22 protein-coding genes are annotated in these 17,268 nt (G+C 63.1%); 10 read left to right on the plus strand and 12 right to left on the minus strand.

What is annotated here, in order from left to right:
* The first annotated feature begins 135 nt into the window (after positions 1 to 135).
* Entirely contained in the window at positions 136 to 543 is a 408-nt protein-coding gene (msrB, locus tag ACR65N_RS03250) for a peptide-methionine (R)-S-oxide reductase MsrB (protein WP_430305525.1), read from the plus strand.
* Between the two features lie 93 nt (positions 544 to 636).
* On the opposite strand, the gene ACR65N_RS03255 is transcribed toward msrB, so the two are convergent.
* Both ACR65N_RS03255 and ACR65N_RS03260 read right to left on the minus strand, forming a co-directional pair.
* Positions 637 to 1,137, minus strand: a complete 501-nt coding sequence (locus ACR65N_RS03255; RefSeq protein WP_440455709.1) for a GNAT family N-acetyltransferase — start codon at positions 1,135 to 1,137, stop codon at positions 637 to 639.
* An 85-nt stretch (positions 1,138 to 1,222) separates the two neighbouring features.
* Positions 1,223 to 1,519: a hypothetical protein gene (locus ACR65N_RS03260; protein WP_440455710.1), complete on the minus strand. Its 297-nt coding sequence runs from the start codon at positions 1,517 to 1,519 to the stop codon at positions 1,223 to 1,225.
* On the opposite strand from ACR65N_RS03260, the gene ACR65N_RS03265 reads away from it, so the two are divergent.
* Positions 1,506 to 1,754, plus strand: a complete 249-nt coding sequence (locus ACR65N_RS03265) for a hypothetical protein (protein ID WP_440455711.1) — start codon at positions 1,506 to 1,508, stop codon at positions 1,752 to 1,754. The two genes, ACR65N_RS03260 and ACR65N_RS03265, sit on opposite strands and share 14 nt — an antisense overlap.
* A 40-nt stretch (positions 1,755 to 1,794) precedes the next feature.
* Here ACR65N_RS03265 and ACR65N_RS03270 read toward each other — a convergent pair whose 3' ends face one another.
* From ACR65N_RS03270 to ACR65N_RS03280, 3 genes are all read right to left on the minus strand, one after another.
* Positions 1,795 to 2,316, minus strand: a complete 522-nt coding sequence (locus ACR65N_RS03270) for a nuclear transport factor 2 family protein (RefSeq protein WP_440455712.1) — start codon at positions 2,314 to 2,316, stop codon at positions 1,795 to 1,797.
* 96 nt (positions 2,317 to 2,412) lie between these two features.
* Complete coding sequence (gene trhA, locus ACR65N_RS03275; protein WP_430305530.1) at positions 2,413 to 3,081, minus strand: PAQR family membrane homeostasis protein TrhA; 669 nt, start codon at positions 3,079 to 3,081, stop codon at positions 2,413 to 2,415.
* 186 nt (positions 3,082 to 3,267) lie between these two features.
* On the minus strand, positions 3,268 to 3,678 hold the full coding sequence (locus ACR65N_RS03280; protein WP_430305531.1) for a universal stress protein: 411 nt from the start codon (positions 3,676 to 3,678) through the stop codon (positions 3,268 to 3,270).
* 202 nt (positions 3,679 to 3,880) lie between these two features.
* On the opposite strand from ACR65N_RS03280, the gene ACR65N_RS03285 reads away from it, so the two are divergent.
* Positions 3,881 to 4,762, plus strand: a complete 882-nt coding sequence (locus tag ACR65N_RS03285; RefSeq protein WP_430305532.1) for a VOC family protein — start codon at positions 3,881 to 3,883, stop codon at positions 4,760 to 4,762.
* A gap of 56 nt (positions 4,763 to 4,818) precedes the next feature.
* The gene (locus ACR65N_RS03290; protein ID WP_430305533.1) at positions 4,819 to 5,985 is read left to right on the plus strand and encodes an AI-2E family transporter; all 1,167 of its coding nucleotides are present in this window, start codon (positions 4,819 to 4,821) and stop codon (positions 5,983 to 5,985) included.
* A 13-nt stretch (positions 5,986 to 5,998) separates the two neighbouring features.
* On the opposite strand, the gene ACR65N_RS03295 is transcribed toward ACR65N_RS03290, so the two are convergent.
* Positions 5,999 to 6,394, minus strand: a complete 396-nt coding sequence (locus ACR65N_RS03295) for a DUF930 domain-containing protein (protein WP_440455713.1) — start codon at positions 6,392 to 6,394, stop codon at positions 5,999 to 6,001.
* Positions 6,395 to 6,539: 145 nt separating this feature from the next.
* On the opposite strand from ACR65N_RS03295, the gene ACR65N_RS03300 reads away from it, so the two are divergent.
* From ACR65N_RS03300 to ACR65N_RS03315, 4 genes are all read left to right on the plus strand, one after another.
* Positions 6,540 to 6,809, plus strand: a complete 270-nt coding sequence (locus tag ACR65N_RS03300; RefSeq protein WP_440455714.1) for a hypothetical protein — start codon at positions 6,540 to 6,542, stop codon at positions 6,807 to 6,809.
* A 203-nt stretch (positions 6,810 to 7,012) separates the two neighbouring features.
* Positions 7,013 to 9,118, plus strand: coding sequence for a S9 family peptidase (locus tag ACR65N_RS03305; RefSeq protein ID WP_440455715.1), 2,106 nt, complete (start codon positions 7,013 to 7,015; stop codon positions 9,116 to 9,118).
* Between the two features lie 248 nt (positions 9,119 to 9,366).
* Entirely contained in the window at positions 9,367 to 11,031 is a 1,665-nt protein-coding gene (locus ACR65N_RS03310) for a histidine kinase N-terminal 7TM domain-containing diguanylate cyclase (protein ID WP_440455716.1), read from the plus strand.
* Between the two features lie 98 nt (positions 11,032 to 11,129).
* Complete coding sequence (locus ACR65N_RS03315) at positions 11,130 to 11,453, plus strand: hypothetical protein (RefSeq protein ID WP_440455717.1); 324 nt, start codon at positions 11,130 to 11,132, stop codon at positions 11,451 to 11,453.
* 47 nt (positions 11,454 to 11,500) lie between these two features.
* Here ACR65N_RS03315 and dmeF read toward each other — a convergent pair whose 3' ends face one another.
* Together dmeF and dmeR are read right to left on the minus strand one after the other, a co-directional pair.
* The gene (gene dmeF / locus ACR65N_RS03320) at positions 11,501 to 12,511 is read right to left on the minus strand and encodes a CDF family Co(II)/Ni(II) efflux transporter DmeF (protein ID WP_440455718.1); all 1,011 of its coding nucleotides are present in this window, start codon (positions 12,509 to 12,511) and stop codon (positions 11,501 to 11,503) included.
* A 70-nt stretch (positions 12,512 to 12,581) separates the two neighbouring features.
* Complete coding sequence (gene dmeR, locus ACR65N_RS03325) at positions 12,582 to 12,854, minus strand: Ni(II)/Co(II)-sensing transcriptional repressor DmeR (RefSeq protein ID WP_440455719.1); 273 nt, start codon at positions 12,852 to 12,854, stop codon at positions 12,582 to 12,584.
* 161 nt (positions 12,855 to 13,015) lie between these two features.
* Here dmeR and ACR65N_RS03330 point away from each other — a divergent pair, with 161 nt between their 5' ends.
* A complete protein-coding gene (locus ACR65N_RS03330; protein WP_430305541.1) occupies positions 13,016 to 13,429 on the plus strand; it encodes a MerR family transcriptional regulator in 414 nt (137 codons plus the stop codon).
* Positions 13,430 to 13,481: 52 nt separating this feature from the next.
* Here ACR65N_RS03330 and ACR65N_RS03335 read toward each other — a convergent pair whose 3' ends face one another.
* On the minus strand, positions 13,482 to 13,805 hold the full coding sequence (locus ACR65N_RS03335; protein ID WP_440455720.1) for a type II toxin-antitoxin system RelE/ParE family toxin: 324 nt from the start codon (positions 13,803 to 13,805) through the stop codon (positions 13,482 to 13,484).
* On the minus strand, positions 13,802 to 14,086 hold the full coding sequence (locus tag ACR65N_RS03340) for a ribbon-helix-helix domain-containing protein (protein ID WP_440455721.1): 285 nt from the start codon (positions 14,084 to 14,086) through the stop codon (positions 13,802 to 13,804). The genes ACR65N_RS03335 and ACR65N_RS03340 overlap by 4 nt, the downstream gene beginning before the upstream one ends.
* Positions 14,087 to 14,281: 195 nt before the next feature.
* Here ACR65N_RS03340 and ACR65N_RS03345 point away from each other — a divergent pair, with 195 nt between their 5' ends.
* Positions 14,282 to 14,848 (plus strand): GNAT family N-acetyltransferase, encoded by a 567-nt coding sequence (locus tag ACR65N_RS03345; RefSeq protein WP_440455722.1) that lies wholly within the window; start codon positions 14,282 to 14,284, stop codon positions 14,846 to 14,848.
* Between the two features lie 193 nt (positions 14,849 to 15,041).
* Here ACR65N_RS03345 and ACR65N_RS03350 read toward each other — a convergent pair whose 3' ends face one another.
* Together ACR65N_RS03350 and ACR65N_RS03355 are read right to left on the minus strand one after the other, a co-directional pair.
* A complete protein-coding gene (locus ACR65N_RS03350) occupies positions 15,042 to 16,610 on the minus strand; it encodes an FAD-dependent monooxygenase (protein WP_440455723.1) in 1,569 nt (522 codons plus the stop codon).
* A gap of 347 nt (positions 16,611 to 16,957) precedes the next feature.
* Positions 16,958 to 17,266 (minus strand): hypothetical protein, encoded by a 309-nt coding sequence (locus tag ACR65N_RS03355; protein ID WP_440455724.1) that lies wholly within the window; start codon positions 17,264 to 17,266, stop codon positions 16,958 to 16,960.
* Positions 17,267 to 17,268 lie beyond the last annotated feature (2 nt).

The raw sequence follows: 17,268 nt of genomic DNA on the forward strand, positions 1-17,268 counted from the left end.
GAACCCGCCGGCCACCCCCCTTCCATACGGCAGCGATCCGGCCGGCTCAACGCCTTGACGCTGGAAATCGATAGGTCTCAGGGTTTTTCAGGTCGCGAAGCGTTCCTATCTATAGAAAAACAAGAGGAGCAAGCGATGACCGACACGATCACGTCGAAGGTGAACAGAAGTGATGCCGAGTGGCGCGAGCAGTTGACGCCCGACCAGTATCGCATCCTGAGACAGGCCGGTACCGAGCGCCCGTTTACCGGCCCCTACTGGGACAGCAAGGATCGCGGTCTCTACCGCTGCGCGGGCTGCGATACGCCGCTGTTCCTGTCGGACATGAAGTTCGATTCGGGCTGCGGCTGGCCGAGCTATTTCGAGGCGATCAACCCGGATGCGGTGCGCGAGCTGCGCGACACCTCGCATGGCATGGTGCGCACCGAAATCCGCTGCGCCACCTGTGACGGCCATCTGGGCCACGTCTTTCCGGACGGCCCGCCGCCAACCGGCCTGCGCTACTGCATCAACGGCCACGCCATGGTTTTCGAACCGGCCTGACCGCCGCCAGCGCGAAGCATACCAGGGTCGGTGCGGTCATTCCGCGCCGACCTTTTTTGTTTCTCCGCCCGATGATCTGCGGGCAAGGATCGGTCAGAGCTGCAGTTCCATGCAGGTGAGATCGAGCCAGCGGCCGAATTTCGTGCCGACTTCGCGGAACGTGCCGACCGTGCGGAACCCCAGGCTCTCGTGCAGGCGGATCGACCCGCGGTTTTCCGCCTCGATGCAGGCGACCATCACGTGAATGCCGCCATCGCGGGCGCGTTGAACCAGCTCTTGCATCAGTTGCAGGCCGATGCCCGCGCCGCGGTGATCCCGGTGGACGTAGACCGAATGCTCCACCGAATGGCGGAAACCCTGGAAGGCACGCCAGTCGCCATAGGCCGCGTAGCCGGCGATCGCGCCGTCGCGCTCGGCGACCAGCACCGGAAAGCCCCTCGCCCGGCGCGCGGCATACCAGTCCTGCCGATTCTGGAGATCGACGAGGTTGTCGTTCCAGATGGCGGTCGTGTTCTCCACCGCGTCGTTATAGATGTCCCGGATGGCCGGGAGGTCAGCCTGCACGGCGTCGCGAATGCGGGTGGCGCCAGTCATGAGAGGGTCTTTTGCTGTCGTTGACGAGGCGCCTGCCATAGCAGACCACCGCGAGGGCGGTAAAGGCTCGGATACCGGCCGGAACTCAAGGGGCGTGATGAACGTCCGGCTGCGGCACCGTGCCCGCCAAATCGAGCGCGCGTTGCGCATTGCGGGCAAGCTCGGCGCGGATGATTTCCACCGCCCTCTGACCGACGCCGGACAGCGCCAGGAGTTCCTCGTCCGAGCGTCCAACGAGTTGACTGAAGCGCCGGATCCGGTTGGCGTTCAGCGCGCGAACCACCCAGGCCGGCAACTGGCTGCGCGCGAGAAGATCGCTGCCCGTCCGGCTCTTGCCGGGGGCCGAAGTGCGGGGGAAGGATGGAGGCATGTCGCGCGCCATGTTTTCAATTCCGGTCGCTGGCACCAACAGCCGGAAAGGCCAACAGTTCCGGGCTGCCGCGGAACTTTCGGCGCCACGGCCGGTTAACGTCGCCATGAAAAACACCGACCAAAAAGCCAGCGGCAACATGCTCCGTTTCGTCGGGACGATCTTCGCGATCGCCATCATCCTGGCGGCGATCTACTTCTTCTTCCTGACGCCCGAAGAAGCCGGCGCGGCATTGGCTTTCAGCTGACCGCGCCTTCGTTTTTCAACATGAGACAACAGTTGCCGGTTCAGGCGTAACCGCCCTGCGCCCGCTGCTCTGCGAGCTCCTCCTGGGCGCGGTCGAGATCGCTGCCGGCGCCAGCATTTCCATCCGACGGTCCGCCGGACGCTTCGGATGCCTGGCCATCGGCGCCGCGTCCGGCCTTGTCGCCCGACGCCGCATGCCCGGTCGGCAGCTTGGCGGGATCGAAATAGCTGCGGAAGGCGGTGATGCGGCCATCCTTCTCCTCCAGCACCGAAACACCGTCATAGCTGAACGGCTTGCCGTCGACCTTGCCGCTGCTCTGCCATTCGAGGAAGGACGTGCCGTCCTGGCTGGTGACGTGACGGAATTCCGACCGGATCTCGTCGAAGCTGCCGCGATAATCCCGCCAGAAGCGTTCGGCGCCATCGCCGCCGTTCTTCTGGTCGGCGACCACCGGATTGGACACCGAGGCATTCTGATCGAACAGCGCCAGGATCGCTCCGGTATCGCCGCTCTGTTCCAGTTTCGCCAGCGCGTCGACGAAATCCTGTGCGAGGCTAGACATCCGCATCTCCTTCATGATGGTTTGCGATAGGCAACCAACCGGCGGAGGCTGCGGGTGTTCCCGCGAAATTGTCGAGGCGCGCGCGCCGCGCCCGGTTCAGGCCGCCGAAGGCGACAGGCTGAAGCAGGTCATGACGGCCGAATAATGCACGGCCGCGGCGGCAATGACGAAGGCGTGCCAGATGGCGTTCTGGAACCTCAGTCGCTCCCAGACATGGAAGATCACGCCGAGCGAATAGATGATGCCACCGATGACGATCAGCCAGAGGGTGATCGACGGCAGCAGCTGCGACAGATGCGGGACGACCACCACGCCGCTCCAGCCCATGCCGAGATAGAGCAGGATCGTCAGGCGGTCGAAGCGTCCGGGAAAGGCGCATTTCAGCGTGATGCCGAAGATTGCCGTGGCCCAGACGAAGATCAGCATCGAGAAGATCAGCGGCTCGTCGGCGCCGCGCTGCAGGAACGGCGTGTAGGTGGCGGCGATCAAAACGAAGATGGCCGAATGGTCGAACCGCCGCAGCACCCACTTGGTGCGCGAGTTCGGCCACATGTTGTAGGTGAAGGATACCGATAGGCAGGCGATCAGGCCAATGCCGTAGATCCAGGCGGCGACGAGTTCCGTCGGGCTTGCCCAGAGGCTCGCGTAGAAGATCAGCGCCGTGGCGCCGATCAGCGCCAGCGCAATGCCGATGCCGTGCACGATGCCATCGGCAACGAGCTCGTGAAAATCATAGGTCCGGCCGAAGCGGAACAGTTCAGTCATGCAAAAATCTCTCCGTCGCTCCTAAAATGCAGAGGGGCGACGGAAGAAGCAACCGGCCGTGTCGATCACATTCGGTAATGAACGGTCATCGCTTTTGCTTCCCCACCTGCCCGCCGTTCAGCATCCGGTCAGGAAGGGCGAGACGCGCTGCAGTTGACGCTGCTCCGGCGGCTCCTTCTTCGCGGTCTATCGATCGACCAGCACCGAGCACTTGGCGTGCCGCACGACGCGATCGGCCGTCGCGCCGAGGAGGTAGTTGGAGAAATCCGGCATGTGCGAGGCGATGATGATCAGGTCGGCCTGGTTGGCGGCGGCGCTGGCGAGGATTTCGTGCGCCGGAGAGCCGATGCGGATGTCGATGGCGGCATCGGCCTGCAGCCGGTCGCGCAGGTCGCGCAGCCGCGTCTCACTCTCCGCCCGCCCCTGCATCAGAAGGTCGGTCGGCAGATCGATCGACAGGTAGGTCGGCAGTTCCTCGACGACGTTGACGAGCGTGATCCGCCCGCCGCTGTCGATGAGGGCACGCGCCCGTCCGAGAATACGCTCGGCCTTGTCGATCCGGGCAATGTCGACGGCGACGACGATGGACTTGTACATGATCTGCTCCTCGAACCCTCAGGGGATGATACGGGCAAGCATGGGCGATCCGCGCAAGCCTCGCCTTGCGCAGGATCAAAAGCAAGAGCCACCCGCTGTTCTGTTTTAGTGAACGAAGTTTCGCCAGAACGACATCTTTCTTGAACACGCGCATGCGCGCATAACGACGTCATCATTCAGATCGGAACAGGAAGACACCGTCATGCAGGAAGCGGCAACCGTAAATCCCGTCGCAACGCCGTTTGCGCTGACGCGTCCGGCGCATGTCGACACGGCGCATCTGGTGGTGGCCGACCTTTCCCGTGTGTCCGGCTTCTATCAGGACATCATCGGGTTGCGGCCGATCGAGCAGTGGGCGAGCGGTCACGTCCTGGGCGTCGCCGGCGTGCCCCTGCTGACGCTTTCCACGGACATCGCCGTCGTGCGTGCACCGCGCAATGCCGCGGGGCTCTTCCACACGGCGTTCCTGGTGCCCGACCGCGCAGCGCTCGGCAGTTGGCTCGCGCACGCGGCGGCGCGCAACGTCAGCCTGGAAGGCGCCTCCGACCATCTGGTGAGCGAAGCTCTCTACCTCTCCGATCCTGAAGGCAACGGCATCGAGATCTACCGCGACCGGGCACCGGGCGAATGGACGATGTTTGCCGACGGTACGGTTCAGATGGCGACCGAGCGGCTCGATCTCCAGTCCGTCTATGAGGCAGCGCCCAAGGGTGCCTGGGCCGGCATGCCCGAGGGAACGGCAATCGGCCACATCCATCTGCAGGTGGGCGACATTCCGCAGGCGGACGCATTCTACCGCGACGTTCTCGGCCTCAAGGTGATGGCCCGCTACCCGGGCGCCAGCTTCTTTGCAACCGGCGGCTACCACCACCATATCGCCGCCAACATCTGGAACAGCCGCGGCGCACGCAGCCGCACCGAGGGGATGACCGGACTGGCCGATTACCGCCTCAAGTTCACCGATCAGGCGGCGCTCGACAAGGCGCTTTCCGGCCTGCAGGCGCTGGAAATCGATGCCACGCGCAGCGCCTCCGGCTGGTCGCTCCGCGACCCCTGGGGCATCGGCCTGACGCTTGCGATCTGACGGCGGAACCGGCACCGCACTCGTGCGTTGTGGCGACTCACGAGGGGTACTCAGCCATGTCCACAACCGTTGCCGGCGTCAGCCGGCGCAACGACCGCATCAAACGCCAGAAGATCGAGCACGAAGGTGCGCGCCAGGACGAGATCGCCGGGTATTCCGCAGATGCAACCGAGCTGATGCCGCTCGGCCGCGAGGCGCTGGAAGTCGCCAAGGCATGGGCGGTCATCGGCATCTTCCTGTTCATCAGCTTCACCGTCATTCATGAGCTTTCGCTGATCCTCAAGCCGGTCGTGCTCGCGATCGTTGTCGGGATGATCCTCGGCATCGTTGCCGAGCGCATGGGCGAATGGGGCATTCCCCGTTTCGGCATCGCGCTGATCCTGTCGAGCCTGGTGATGCTGTCGGTGTTTCTGATCGTCAATGCGCTGGCCGAGCCTGTCGCCACGCTGATCAGCACGGGACCGACGCTGGTCGAGCAGATGATGGGCAGGATGAAGCCGTTCCTGGAGCGCAATGCGTGGCTCAACATCACGCCGTCCACCTTCAGCAGCGGCACCATGTCGATGGACAAGCTGATCGAGAACAGCGGCAACATCCTCGGCGTGATTTCCGCCAGCCTGACGCCGGCGATCATCCAGGCGCTGATCTTCTTTGCCGGTCTGCTGCTCTTCCTCTATGGCCGGCTGCGGCTTCGCCGCACGCTGATCATGGCGTTCCCGACGCGTCGCCAGCGGCTGCTGACGATCCGTATCATCAACGCCATTGAAGAAGTGCTCGGCTACTACTTCGCCACCGCCAGCGTCATCTACATGGGGCTTGGCGTGGTGATGACAATCATCGCCTATGCAGGCGGGCTGTCTATGCCGATCCTGTGGGGGATCTTCGCCTTCCTGTCGAGCTTCGTGCCGTATCTCGGTATCACGCTGATGACCTTTGCGGTGGCCGTAGCCGGCATCGTCACCCACGACAGCCTGCTGCTGGCGCTGCTGCCGGCAGCCGTCTTCTTCACCGTCCACCTGATCATGGAAAACCTGCTGTTTCCGGCGGTCATGGGGCGTCAGTGGGAAATCAACCCGTTCCTCGTCTTCGTCGCCATCCTGTTCTGGACCTGGATGTGGGGAGCGGTCGGCGCAATGCTGGCCTTGCCGCTGTCGCTGATCGTCATGACGATCGTCCACGAACTGTTCCCCGAGCGCAAGACGGTGCCCCAGCTTCCCGGCTGAGGCACCGGACTTCTCATTCGTAGAGGTAGTATTCCTGCCACTCTTCGCGCGGGATCTTGCTGCCGACCTTGTAGTCGAACGACAGCACCTTCAGGCCATCCTCGGCCGTCTCGCACTTGAACTTCAGCCGGTACCAGTCGCCGCCGGAGCGGAAGACCGCGCCAGGCGCCTTGATCTTGTTGCCGATCTCGATCGGATCGCCGAACGTGTAGGCGATGACCTTGTCCGGCTTGTAGCCGGCGGCTTCCCGGGAGATGCGGTTTGCCGCTTCCATGTCGCAGCGCTGCTCGCGGCGCTCTTCCGGCGTGAGCGCATCCAGCTGCCGGACGATGTTGCTATCGAGAGCATGGGCCGGAAAGGCCGACACGATCGCGAGTGCGACCGCGGCGGCATAGGTGGTGTCTTTCATGTCGCTTCCATCCAATTTGCTCGGACGGGGCGGAAACTAGGAGAGGTGTAGCCGAATGACCACCCACCAGAGCGCGAATTAGGATAAATGTGATCAGCTATCGACAGGCGGTGTCGTTGCGCAGACCGACGGTGAGGGTTCCGACATGACGCTCGATGATGACGGTCCGCCGCTGACAGGCGCTCTCTCTGACGCCCGCAAGGAGCAGATCAAGCTCAGAGCGGCCTTCCTCAACGGCATCGGCATGGGTGTGATGCTGATCGGTGTCTTCACGCCGGTGACGCGGCTTGTCTACGATGACCCTGCCTCTGAAACCGACATGCTCCGCGTTGTCATTCCTATGCTTGTTTGCTTTTTCCTCGGTGCAGCCTTACATTTGTGTGGTGGTTGGATCCTGAAAGGCCTCAAGCAATGACAACGAACGAGATCGTTTTGCTTCTGCTGCCCGTATTCGGGGTATCGCTTGCTGTTGCCGTGGTACTGTTCGGAAGCTGGCGGGACGGCGTATTGCCAGGCCAGAAGCCGCGGAAGAAGTAACGGCTTCTCCGCCTAGGCTTGCTCTTCGGCAGCCCGCCGCCTATCTCTGACATTCGTTTCATTCGATGCCGGAGTTCTCCATTGGCCAAGTCCAAAGCCGTCTTCCAGAACCTCCCCTCCCCGCCGAAAGCGCCCAAGAAGCCGGTCAGCGACACCCGCCACGGGATCACCCGTAGCGACGACTATGCGTGGATGCGCGCCGACAACTGGCAGGCGATGTTCAAGGACCCGTCCATTCTTGATCCGGCGATCCGCGCTCATCTGGAAGCCGAGAACGTCTATATGCAAGCCGCACTCGGCGATACGGCAGAACTGCAGAGCCGACTGTTTGCCGAGATGAAGGGCCGCATCAAGGAAGACGACAGCTCGGTGCCGGTGAAGGACGGGCCGTTCGCCTATGGCACGCTCTATGTGACCGGCGGCGAGCAGGCGCATTATTTCCGCACGCCGCGCGACGGCGGCGACCGTCAGCTTCTGCTCGACGGCGACAAGGAGGCTGTCGGAAAGGATTACTTCCGTCTCTCGGGCATCGACCACTCGACCGACCATAGCCACGGCATCTGGGGCTACGACGACAAGGGTTCCGAATATTTCACCCTGCGGGTGCGCGACCTGAAGACCGGCGAGGATCTGGCCGACGTCATCGACAACACCGCCGGCGGCGGCGTCTGGGCGCCGGACGGCAAGAGCTTCTTCTATACGCTGCAGGACGAGAACCATCGTCCGTCGAAGGTCTTTCACCACATCGTCGGGCAGAAGCAGTCGGAAGACCGGCTGGTGTTCGAGGAAAAGGATCCGGGCTTCTTCATGGGCGTCGGCGGCTCGCTGCTCGACGATTTCATCTACATCGACATCCACGACCACGAGACCTCGGAATATCACCTGATCCCGACGAGCGACCTGACGGCGAACCCGGTGCTGGTGGCCGAGCGTCAGGAAGGCATCGAGTATTCGATGACCGAAGGCGGCGACGTCTTCTACATCCTCACCAATGCCGACGATGCCAAGGATTTCAAGATCGTCGTGGCGCCGGTCTCGGCACCGGGCAAGGAAAACTGGACGGACCTCGTCGCCCACGAACCGGGCCGGCTGATCCTCAGCCACATGGCGTTCGCCCGCCATCTTGTCTGGCTCGAGCGCCGCGAGGGCCTGCCGCGCATCGTGGTGCGCGACCGCACGTCCGGCGAGGAACATGCGATCGCCTTCGATGAGGAGGCCTATTCGCTCGGGCTCGCCGGCGCTGCCGAATACGACACGGACGTGATCCGCTTCTCCTATTCGTCGATGACGACGCCCTCCCAGCTGTTCGACTACAACATGGCGACCCGCGAGCGCACGCTGTTGAAGACGCAGGAAGTGCCGTCCGGCCACGATGCCGACGACTATGTGACCCGCCGCGTCATGGCGCCGTCGCATGACGGCGAACTCGTGCCGGTCTCGCTGCTCTACGCCAAGGACACTGTGCTCGACGGATCGGCCCCGTGCCTGCTCTACGGATACGGCGCCTACGGCATGACCATTCCGGCGTCGTTCTCCACCAATGCCCTGTCGCTTGCCGATCGCGGCTTCGTCTATGCCATCGCCCATGTGCGCGGCGGCAAGGACAAGGGCTTTGCCTGGTACGAAGACGGCAAGATGGAAGCCAAGCAGAACACCTTCAAGGATTTCATCGCCGCTGCCGATCACCTGGTCTCGGAAGGCTTCACCGCCTACGAGAACATCATCGCCGAGGGCGGCTCGGCCGGCGGCATGCTGATGGGGGCGATCGCCAACATGGCGCCGGAGAAATTTGCCGGCATCATCGCCGCCGTCCCCTTCGTCGACGTGTTGAACACGATGCTCGACGACACGCTGCCGCTGACGCCGCCGGAATGGCCGGAATGGGGAAATCCGCTGGAATCCGAGGAGGAATACCAGTGGATTGCCGCCTATTCTCCTTACGACAACGTCGCGAAAAAGGACTACCCGCCGATCCTGGCTATCTCCGGTCTCACCGATCCGCGGGTTACCTACTGGGAGCCCACCAAGTGGGTGGCTCGCCTGCGCGATACGGCACCGGAGGCCGGGCCCTACCTCTTGAAGACCAACATGGCGGCCGGTCACGGCGGCAAATCCGGGCGCTTCCAGCGGCTTGAGGAGATTGCCTTCGAATACGCCTTCGCTATCAAGGTCGCCGGCAAGATGTAAGGCCGGCCGGCTTGCTGAGTGAAAGTCGGATCATATGGGAGCTACAAGTTCCCGTATGATCGTCGTTCGGCAGCATCCGGAATTTGCCCGGCGGCATGGCGCTCGCCGGGCCGCCGGCTTAGGCGTTGCGTTTCGCCAACTGATGCAAACACGGTGAACGCAACGTTAACACATCGCCATTAGTCTGCGGCTGGAGCCTGGTCATCCCACTCACGGATCACCTGGGTAAACGTCGTGGAGAGTGCGACTTGGGGAATTCGGTCTGGCTTCTCGGCACGATCGTCGTTCTGGCGGCGCTGATCATATTCTGCGCGCTTCGTGCACCCAACGCCCCCGGCCGAACCTCCTTCACGCTCTCCGTCCTGCTTGCCCTGTTCTGGACCGGATGCGTCCTCTTCCGCCACAGCGTCACCGATCTCGAGCTGCGCATCATCGCCTGCAAGTTCGCCTGGTTCGGGATCATGGGAACGCCGCTCTTCTGGTCGCTGAGCTTCATCACCTACGCACGCGGGGCCGAGGTCGAACGACCCTGGCAACTGGTGTCGATCGGCGCCATCTCGGCCGCCTTCGGCATCCTCGCCGTAACCAACGAGTGGCACAACGCCCTCTACATCCGGCTGCTCGACGAGACGACGCTGTCGTTCGAGTACGGCTGGCTGTACACCGTCGCGCTGATCCTCGGCAACTCCGCGATGGTGCTTTCCTGCGTCTACGGCCTGGCCATCAGCGTCCGGTTGCGCGGCATTCATCGGTGGCAGATGTGGGCCCTTCTCGCCTCTGCCGTCCTGCCGTGGATGGCGAATGTCAGCTATACCGCCTACGGCTTCATGCTGTTCAACGACGATCCGACCCCCTTCGTCTTCGCGGCAACCGGCGCCTTCATGCTGGGTGCCCAGTTGTTCGGACAGCTCTTCGTGCTGCCGCCGATCGGCCGGGATGCCATCTTTTCCGTCCTGCCGGATCCGGTCATCGTACTCGACGCGCGCCGCCGCATCCTCGAGCTCAATCCCGCAGCGCAGTCGCTGCCGGACATGCCGTCGCCCGCCATCGGTCGCCTTCTGGCCGGCCCGCCGGAACTTGTGGCGGTGGTCGCGCAGGAATCTCCGGCCAATGGTCATCGCCGGGAAACGCGGCTTGCTGCCACCGGGCGCACCTACGAGATCTCCTGCCACTCGCTGATCCGCTGGAGGCGCACCGGCGGGCAGATGATCGTGATGCGCGACATCACGTTGCGCAAGGCCGACGAATTCCGGATGGCTGCGCTTTCCCAGGACCTGGAGGCCCGCCTTGCGGAGAACCTGCGACTGCAGGGGCTTTTGCGGGAAGAGGCATTGCGCGATCATCTGACGGGACTGTTCAACCGGCGCCATGCGCAGGCGCTCCTCCCCGAACTGCTCGCCGATGCCGCCGCGCGCGGCCCCATCGCCATCGCGGTCCTCGACATCGATCACTTCAAGAGCTTCAACGATCGCTTCGGCCACCAGACCGGCGATGATGTGCTGCGGACCTTCGCCGAGGTGCTGAAATCCGGACTGGGCGACAACGACCTCATCTTCCGCTGGGGTGGTGAGGAGTTCCTGGCGGTCCTTCCGGCGCTCGACCGGGAGGCGGTGCTGGCGCGCATTGGCGGCTGGCAGGCGTGGCTGGCCGGCAGGCCTATCAACGGCGTCGGTGATACATCCCTGACGTTTTCCGGCGGTGTCTTCCTCGCTGAGCCGGGATCCAGTTCGCTTGAGGACGCGGTTCGTGCCGCCGACATCGCACTGTATGCGGCCAAGGCCGCAGGGCGCAACCGGGTCGTCATGTTCGACAGCACGCTCGACAACCTGCAGCCGAAGCCGAGGCCGAACGCGACCGCCGCCTCAGTCGCCTCAAGCGACCCGCTTCGCAGGTGCGCCCCGACAACGGCGTGACCCCGTCGAAGCACTGAGGTTCACCCCGCATTCCTCTCGGCCTGTCAACGTCCTGCCCCCTGCAAAAGGGCAGTGACGCAAGCCTGGCGCAAGCTTCGATGGTTAAGGGTTGGTTAACAACCTTCAACCAAGAGCCGATCACCATGCAAATTGACAGTGGATTGAGTGGCTACGGTTATTCCCCGAGACCACAGATCGTCGACCGCAAGGCCGAGGAAAATGCGCCGCGGGAAGCCGAGACCCGCAAGCGTTCCGCCTCCGCCATTACCGGCAGCAGCACCTTTTTGTCCTCTTCCCTAGCCAACGCCTTGTGGATGGTCGGCGATGGTCGCCGCGAGACAGCAGACAGCGAACGCGCTCCGATCGTCGCGACGCCGGCGCCCTCGGTCGCGCATGTCGAGGACGTCTACTCGGAATTCTGACATCGGCCGCGGCGCTTTCGACGCCCCGCCATTCCTGCCGCATCGCTTCAGGCTGCGCGCGTCACCTCCACCGTCACATGTGAAAGCTGCTCCAGGCCCGCAAGCCTTGCCTTGTAGGTGGATGGGTCCCGTGGATCGTTCGAGACGATCGACAGGATCGCCGCATTGTGCCCCGGGCCGACCCGCCAGACGTGCAGATCGGTCAGCCGGTCGCCTGCCTGCTCGACGCGCCGGCGTATGGTGTCGGCAAGCGCTCCATCCTCCGGCACCGTGTCAAGAAGCACCCCCGAAGTCTGCCGGATCAACCCCCACGACCAGCGGGCTATGACCAGGCCGCCGACGATCCCCATTGCCGGATCAAGCCATATCCAGCCATAGGCACGGCCAAGCAGCAGCGCGAAGATTGCCAGAACCGAGGTCAGAGCGTCGGCCAGCACGTGCAGGTAGGCGGCCCGCAGATTGTGATCGGCGCCATGCCGATGATGCTGGTCGTGATGCGCTCCGTGGTGCCCGCCGTGGTGCCCGCCGTGATGCGTGTCGTGATGATGGCCGTGGTCGTGACCCTGAGTATGATTATGACTATCGCCATGGCCATGGCCGTGCGGCTCGTCGCGCAGCAGGAAGGCGCTGAAGATGTTGACCGCCAGTCCCAGAACCGCAACGAGGATTGCCTGGTCGAACTCGATCGCAGTTGGCAATGCCAGCCGCAGCAGGCTTTCCACGGCAATCAGCAGCGCAACGATGGCCAACGCTACGGCGCTGGCAAAGCCGGCCAGATCGCCGAGTTTGCCGGTCCCGAAGGTGAAGCGGGCGTTGCGGGCCTCGCGCCGCGCATACCAGTAGGCGCCGGCGGCAATCAGCATGGCGCCGGCGTGGGTGGACATGTGCCAGCCATCGGCCAGCAGCGCCATCGAGCCGTAGACGCTGCCGGCGACGATCTCGGCCACCATCGTCGCCGTGGTGAGAGCAATCACCGCCCAGACCTTGCGCTCGTTGCGCCGGTGGTTTTGGCCCAGGAAGACGTGGTCATGACTGCGATTATCGTGCGCCTCGATCATGGCGGATTTCCTTTCTCTTGATGTCCTCACCGGCGCCCGCAGACATCGCTGCCCGGCGCCTTACCCACCGTCAGCGGATATAGGTGCGCAGCGCCGCCGCCAGTTCCTCGGCCGCCTTCTCGCGCTCCGCATCGCTTTCGGCGTGCAGAACATGCTCGTGCAGATGCGCCTGCATGACTTCGCCCGTGAGCCCCGACAGAGCACCACGGATGGACGCCAGAAGCTGCAGGACTTCACCGCACGGCGTGCCAGCCTCCAGCGCCCGCTCGACCGCCTGCATCTGGCCCTTCAGGCGCCGGACGCGGGCGAGAAGCTTGTCGCTGTCGCGGATCGTGTGGCTCATGACTGTTCCGATACTATACTCCCCCACCCTATCTCGGTGAGCGGCAAAATCAAGCCGTCGCCGAGGCGACCACGGCACCTCTCCTGCAGACCCTGCTTGCGCGCGGCAGCAAAAACCACCACATAATGCTCCATCGACTAGAGCTTTGGAAAGGCTGCCGCATGTATTCGATCGGCGAGGTTTCGCGGCGCACTGGCGTCAAGGTGCCGACCATCCGCTATTACGAGCAGATGGGGCTGATGACGCCCGGCGAACGGTCCGAGGGCAACCAGCGGCGCTATGGGCGGCCGGACATCGAGCGCCTGGCCTTCATCCGCCATGCGCGGGACCTCGGCTTCGAGATCGACCGCATCCGGCAGTTGCTGGCGCTTGGCAATCATCCCCAGGCACCCTGCGAGGATGCCGACCAGATCGCATTCGCGCATCTGGTTCAGGTGCGCGAGAAGATCGACAAGCTGAAGCGCCTGGAAAGCGAACTGGAACGCATCGTCTCGCACTGCGGCGGCCATACGGTCGAGGATTGCTATGTGATCCGGGCACTCTCCGACCATGGGCTCTGCGAACACGAGCACTGAGGTTCAGGGCCTGGCCCGATCTTGCTTCAGGTTGGCGCTATCCTGGCGCCCGTCATTCCATGCTGCGCGCGCGCTCCGCTAAGACCCTGCGTCGCATGTTCCGGCCGGCGTGAAAAATGCCCAGCACGATGAGGTTCTCGTCGCGAACGATGAAAGCAATGCCCAGGCGCCGGCGAAAACCGATGATCCGCAGCCCAGCGATCGGTGCAGTGCGAACCGTCCCACGTTCGGGAAAGTCCGAAAGCTCTTCGAGGAACAGGCGAATGGCTTGGACGTAGTGCCAGGCGATGTCTGGGTTGGCGCGCTGCGCGATGTAGTCGTACAGGTCATTAAGTTCGCGCGCCGCTTCGTCATGGAAGACGAGCCGGTGTCTCATCCCGCTTTAGTTCTTGTTTTCAAATGCCGAGCTTGTAGATCCGAGAATACGCGGTCCGCCGGACGCAAGGGGTCGCCCCGCTCGACGTCGGCCATTCGCTCGACGATGTCGGTTTCGATCCATGCTTGCAGATCAGCGTCCCCGTCCTCCTGCACAAGCAAGCGGACGGCCGCCTCAATCGCTGCTGCGGTGGACGGATACTCGCCGCTCGCCACACGGCTCTCCAGAACCTGAATGACCTCGGTTGAGAGCTCGACGTTGATGCTTCGGGTCTTGCCCATGACAGCCTCCTGCGGATCACAGTCTAGCATAGCCAGCTCCCCTGAGAAGCCGAAGCCGCAGATCTTGCGCCCGATGCATTGCCCTTGACATCGCTCTGCAACCGGCGCATCCATACCGACATGATGATCGTACGCGCACCCATCTCCGCCACGTATTTTTGGGCCTACCGGTAACGGGCGGCTCGACAGATCACTTTGTCAACAAGCCGCCGTCAGGCGGCTTTGTTGTTTCAAACGGCACCTGACGGCACCACAGAACCAGAGGATGCCGCAATGACCGAAGACAGCGAAATCTCCCTTCTCCGCCCGGATGTCGTGAATATCCGCAGTGCCAGACCGCGGGACCTGCCGCAGCTCAGCGAGATGATCGCAGCGCTTGCCGCCCATCACGGCGACGCCGCCGCAATGACCGCCGAGACACTGGAACGCGACCTGTTCGGGCCGATGCCGTGGATCCAGGCGCTGGTGGCCGACGGCGGCGAGATGCTGATCGGCTACGCCATTCTCGTGCCGCTCTACAGGGCGCAGGAAGGCAAGCGCGGAATGGACCTTCACCACCTCTTCGTGCGCGACGGCCATCGCGGCCATGGCATCGGCCAGCATCTGGTGACGCGTGCCCGCGACAACGCCCGCGCGCAAGGCTGCGACTACCTCTCGGTCAGCGCCGCGACCGGCAATTTCGCCGCCCACCGTTTCTACGAGCAGATGGACTTCGTTCCGCGACCGGTCACCGGCATGCGCTTCCTGCAGGCGATCGGGTGACGCATTCGCCCGTTGAGGGGCTCGCGCGCTCGACCCTGTCTGGATGCCGCCTTGCCCGAAACCTCGTCGGCCCATTCGTTCAGGCTCTTTCCAGCCAGCTCGGCGGCAGACGGCGGCATCAGAGGGTCGGCCAAGCGCCAGGAGTGGACATGGCATGTTGAACTGGCATCGCTTGCCATGTCCGCAACCGCAATTACTCCAAGCTAGCAACTTGCTGAATAACTTCGAACAGTGCGTCCGTGGCAAGGTCCGGTGACAACGAGGTTCGCCAACAAACAACGCCGTCCGGTCGAACGAGAGAGGCTCCATCAGGCCCTGTGCCGAAGGCCTCTGCGAAGCTATTATCATCATCGATGACAATATGTTCTCCAACTTTGATGACTTTCACCGGGAGGGAGACCTTCCGGTTTACTGCCTGCGCCTCTGCTATCCAATTTTCGTTTTCCGTGATCAGCGTAAAGTCCCGGCTAAACAGATCAATGGTCGAGCAGCGTCTGTCTCTGTCGAGCCAGAGATGCGGCGCGCGAGCTCCCGGCTGTCCCTTCCAGTCATCGGGATGCGCTGCCGGAGGGAGATTTTCTGCCGCACCGATGATGATGTTTGAACGGTGGAGCTGACCAAGCTCCATCGCCCTGTCGTCATAAAGCGGTTCCTCTTCAAGAACATGTTCAACATGCCGCGCATAGTCGGGTCGTGCGAAGGTCTGCTGATGTCGAAGCCAGCCTACAGGCTGTCGTTCTGGAGAGTAACTGTCGAGCAATGATCCTTTGGAGGTCCCATTTAGCACAAGCTGGAGTTTCCAGGCCAGATTCCAGACGTCGTCGATACCCGTATTGGCTCCAAAGCCGCCTCGTGTCGGCGGAAGCTGGTGGGCTGCGTCCCCCGCCAGAAAAACACGGCCTTCTTGATAGACATCTGCGATCCGCCCCGCCATCTCCCAGACGCCGGACGTGATGATCTCGAATGGAATGTCAACGCCAAGGGCGCGCCGGATGTCAGGCGCATATTCTTCTGAAGGCTTGGCGTCGCCGCCATAGAACATGAGCACCCAGCGACTGTCGCCGTAGGTCGTGAGAAATGCCTCGAAACCGTCCTGCTGGATTTGGAACTGCCGGAAGCCGCGTTCCAGATACCGATCGGCCGCTGGGCAATGAAAGAGAACGGACCGGATATCCATGATGTGGCCAACACCGTGTCGTTCTATCCCAAGTGCATTGCGGACTTTGCTATCGCCACCGTCAGCTGCGATCATATAAGCGGCAGAAAGTGAATACTCTCGCGCCGTCTCAAGGTCGCGCACCATGACGGTGACGCCGTCATCAGTTTGTTCAAACGACATCAACTCGACCCCCAGATGAAGTTCCGCACCGAGCTCGAGAGCACGGTTGCGAAGGATCGGTTCGAGCTTGTCCTGTGCAATCCCCGCCATGCCCGCGGGCGACAGGGTCCGTTCTGGATCAGGCGAAACCGGCATGGTGGTTGGGGTCCACAGGGTTTCGTGATGGACCTTCCCTGCGAGGCTTTGAACGGTCGCGCGGCGTAACCTGAAGTTCGGGTCGGCCATCGGAATCTGGTCGGCAATCGCGATGGCGCGGTAGTGTTCAAGCGTGTGTTGGGTAAACCCGGTTGCACGCGGATGCAGGGCGCTGGCCCGATGTCTTTCAACGACGATTGTCTTGATGCCTCGCCAGGCGAGGAAGGCGGCAGCAGAGAGACCGACGAGACTTCCGCCGATAATGAGAACCTGGGTGTCGTGCTGCATGGTGTTGCCCTTGTCGTGCGGCTTGAGCCCGCATTGAAAAGGACGGCTGCGAATCTTCGAAGGGGTGTCAATCGGACAGCACCAACGGAGCGGACGCAGCGCGTCCGGGTTCCGTCGTGGTTCGCGGCCCAAGGGCTGAAATCTGGCCACAAGCAAAAGCGAGTGGATGACCGGGGCTCACCATGCCGGTCCACCTTTTTCGACGAGGTCTTGGTAGCCAGTAGCCGCTGCTACGTCAAGGGAGCGCCATCTCCTTGCTAAAAACCGCTTCGACCGATAGCGGTCATCCCGTCCCAAGACAAACGGTGACAAACATCGACGTTTGACGACGAAACGGTCACCGCCCCTCACCCGCCCAGCACCCGGCAGACCCTGCCCGCCCCACCGGATGTTTCGCCACTGATGGCGCGGCGGATGTCGCGGCTGTTGAGATGAAGGTTGCGGCCGGGCTCGATCGCCTGGCGCGCGATCTTCAGGCGGGCCGCGGACAGGAAAGCGGCATCGTGCGCGGCGAAGAAACCGAGGCAGGTATCGCGGGCAGGCTCGCTGCCCACGAGAGTACGAAACGCCAGCCGATGGACGACGCAGACACCGCCATGCTCGGGCAAGCAGAACTGCAGCGCGTCGAGATCGTCCCGCCACGCTGCAGGGGTCATCG

This window comes from Rhizobium sp. SAFR-030 (assembly GCF_059415005.1).

What these genes read in the sequence shown, in the direction of transcription:
- msrB (WP_430305525.1), top strand. Translation starts at nt 136, where the DNA reads ATGACCGACACGATCACGTCGAAGGTGAACAGAAGTGATGCCGAGTGG.
- ACR65N_RS03255 (WP_440455709.1), bottom strand. Translation starts at nt 1,137, where the DNA reads ATGACTGGCGCCACCCGCATTCGCGACGCCGTGCAGGCTGACCTCCCG.
- ACR65N_RS03265 (WP_440455711.1), top strand. Translation starts at nt 1,506, where the DNA reads ATGTCGCGCGCCATGTTTTCAATTCCGGTCGCTGGCACCAACAGCCGG.
- ACR65N_RS03260 (WP_440455710.1), bottom strand. Translation starts at nt 1,519, where the DNA reads ATGGCGCGCGACATGCCTCCATCCTTCCCCCGCACTTCGGCCCCCGGC.
- ACR65N_RS03270 (WP_440455712.1), bottom strand. Translation starts at nt 2,316, where the DNA reads ATGTCTAGCCTCGCACAGGATTTCGTCGACGCGCTGGCGAAACTGGAA.
- trhA (WP_430305530.1), bottom strand. Translation starts at nt 3,081, where the DNA reads ATGACTGAACTGTTCCGCTTCGGCCGGACCTATGATTTTCACGAGCTC.
- ACR65N_RS03280 (WP_430305531.1), bottom strand. Translation starts at nt 3,678, where the DNA reads ATGTACAAGTCCATCGTCGTCGCCGTCGACATTGCCCGGATCGACAAG.
- ACR65N_RS03285 (WP_430305532.1), top strand. Translation starts at nt 3,881, where the DNA reads ATGCAGGAAGCGGCAACCGTAAATCCCGTCGCAACGCCGTTTGCGCTG.
- ACR65N_RS03290 (WP_430305533.1), top strand. Translation starts at nt 4,819, where the DNA reads ATGTCCACAACCGTTGCCGGCGTCAGCCGGCGCAACGACCGCATCAAA.
- ACR65N_RS03295 (WP_440455713.1), bottom strand. Translation starts at nt 6,394, where the DNA reads ATGAAAGACACCACCTATGCCGCCGCGGTCGCACTCGCGATCGTGTCG.
- ACR65N_RS03300 (WP_440455714.1), top strand. Translation starts at nt 6,540, where the DNA reads ATGACGCTCGATGATGACGGTCCGCCGCTGACAGGCGCTCTCTCTGAC.
- ACR65N_RS03315 (WP_440455717.1), top strand. Translation starts at nt 11,130, where the DNA reads ATGGTTAAGGGTTGGTTAACAACCTTCAACCAAGAGCCGATCACCATG.
- dmeF (WP_440455718.1), bottom strand. Translation starts at nt 12,511, where the DNA reads ATGATCGAGGCGCACGATAATCGCAGTCATGACCACGTCTTCCTGGGC.
- dmeR (WP_440455719.1), bottom strand. Translation starts at nt 12,854, where the DNA reads ATGAGCCACACGATCCGCGACAGCGACAAGCTTCTCGCCCGCGTCCGG.
- ACR65N_RS03330 (WP_430305541.1), top strand. Translation starts at nt 13,016, where the DNA reads ATGTATTCGATCGGCGAGGTTTCGCGGCGCACTGGCGTCAAGGTGCCG.
- ACR65N_RS03335 (WP_440455720.1), bottom strand. Translation starts at nt 13,805, where the DNA reads ATGAGACACCGGCTCGTCTTCCATGACGAAGCGGCGCGCGAACTTAAT.
- ACR65N_RS03340 (WP_440455721.1), bottom strand. Translation starts at nt 14,086, where the DNA reads ATGGGCAAGACCCGAAGCATCAACGTCGAGCTCTCAACCGAGGTCATT.
- ACR65N_RS03350 (WP_440455723.1), bottom strand. Translation starts at nt 16,610, where the DNA reads ATGCAGCACGACACCCAGGTTCTCATTATCGGCGGAAGTCTCGTCGGT.
- ACR65N_RS03355 (WP_440455724.1), bottom strand. Translation starts at nt 17,266, where the DNA reads ATGACCCCTGCAGCGTGGCGGGACGATCTCGACGCGCTGCAGTTCTGC.